The sequence below is a fragment of the Mesorhizobium sp. M4A.F.Ca.ET.020.02.1.1 genome (assembly GCF_004022645.1).
In the GTDB taxonomy this organism is placed as follows: domain Bacteria; phylum Pseudomonadota; class Alphaproteobacteria; order Rhizobiales; family Rhizobiaceae; genus Mesorhizobium.
Window position 1 is genome coordinate 1 of record NZ_RZOI01001092.1, and the last position, 1,383, is coordinate 1,383.

Annotated in this window: 2 protein-coding genes and 1 pseudogene; 1 reads left to right on the top strand and 2 read right to left on the bottom strand. The window is 67.2% G+C overall.

The window, feature by feature from the left end; genetic code table 11:
* Window positions 1-186 (bottom strand): annotated as a pseudogene (locus EN742_RS35085) (diaminopropionate ammonia-lyase); the annotation flags it as partial.
* Between the two features lie 108 nt (window positions 187-294).
* Between EN742_RS35085 and EN742_RS35090 the strand changes: the two are divergent.
* On the top strand, window positions 295-768 hold the full coding sequence (locus tag EN742_RS35090) for an Lrp/AsnC family transcriptional regulator (protein ID WP_127407341.1): 474 nt from the start codon (window positions 295-297) through the stop codon (window positions 766-768).
* A gap of 10 nt (window positions 769-778) precedes the next feature.
* On the opposite strand, the gene EN742_RS35095 is transcribed toward EN742_RS35090, so the two are convergent.
* Window positions 779-1,383, bottom strand: a 605-nt coding sequence (locus EN742_RS35095; protein WP_128333891.1) for an SDR family oxidoreductase, incomplete at its 5' end; no start/stop codon positions are given.

The following is a 1,383-nucleotide window of genomic DNA, read 5'->3' on the forward strand; positions in this document are numbered from 1 at the left end:
GATGTGGAGCGCACCAATGCCGAGTTCGCCCGCCAGCGCCGGCAGGGCGTGCAGCGGCGTCTCGGCCTGGCTGTCACGCGCGGCAAGGAAGCGCTCGGCCGCCTCGACGCCGGCGAGCCCAAGCATAGCGGCATCCTGCGGGGTCAGCGGATGGCGATGGTCCGGGTGGCGGTTGAGCAGGAACATGGATCGGCGTTTCTCCGTCTTGATGGCTGAAATTTATTGCAAGGCGAGCGAGAAAGGCGCTCTATTTTGCCGCTTTAGATGCAAGTTTGTTTCGTTTTGGACCTCGCTATGTCCGTTTTGCCCGACTTCGACGCTTTCGACCGCGCCATCCTGGCCATCCTGCAGAAGGACAACACCACGCCGCAGCGGGTCATCGGCGCGACGGTCAACCTGTCGGCGCCGGCCGTGCAGCGACGCATCAAGCGCATGGAGGAGACCGGCGTCATCCGCGCCAATGTCGCGCTGGTCGACCCGGCCAAGGTCGGCCACCCGATCACGATCTTCGTCGAGGTGGAGGTCGAGAGCGAGCGCGCCGAGCTGATCGACGCCGCCAAGCGCGGCTTCGCCGAGGTGCCTGAAGTGCAGCAGTGCTATTACGTGACCGGCGAGGCCGACTTCATCCTGGTCGTCACCGTGGCGACGATGGCCGACTACGAGGCGCTGACGAGAAAACTGTTCTTCGAGAACAACAACGTCAAGCGCTTCCGCACGTTCGTCGCCATGGACCGGGTGAAGGTGGGGCTGGAGGTGCCGGTGGGGTGAGCAGATCCGCTCACCACGGCAGCCTTTTGCCGTTGCGGAACAAGCCGCCGGTCGGGCCATCGTCCGGCAAGGTCGCGGCCCAGACGATGCCGGCCGCCCCTGGCGCGACCGGGCGGCCGTCAGGCTTGCCCTTGTCGGCCTCCACCCAGTCAGGGCTGATGGCGTTGACCAGGACACCGGCGCCGCGCAGTTCGGCCGCGAGGATGCGGGTGAGCGCATTGAGCGTCGCCCTTCCGGTCGCGTAGGCCGGCGCGCCGGCGTTCATCGAGGCCAGCGAACCAGCCTCGGGAGAAACGATGACCAGCCGGCCATGACCGGAGGCGCTGAGCAGTGGCACGAAGGCGAAGGCCATCCGCCAGGCGCCCACGACATAGGTCTCGAAGGTCTTGCCGCCCAACGTGCGGTCAGGCCTCAGCGCCCGAGCGGATAGGGCGTAATGGACGGCGCCGTTGTTGACGAGTACGTCGAGCCGACCGAAACGGCGCTCCACCTCGGCTGCGGCGAGGGCCGGTCCATCAGGCGCGGCGAGATCCAGCGCGATGGCTTCGACATTGCCGCCGAGCTTCCTCGCCGCCGCCTCGCCCTTGGCGAGGTCGCGCACACCGACGAGTACGG

Excerpts from the sequence above, each read along its gene's own strand:
- EN742_RS35090 (WP_127407341.1), top strand. The coding sequence starts at position 295 with ATGTCCGTTTTGCCCGACTTCGACGCTTTCGACCGCGCCATCCTGGCC.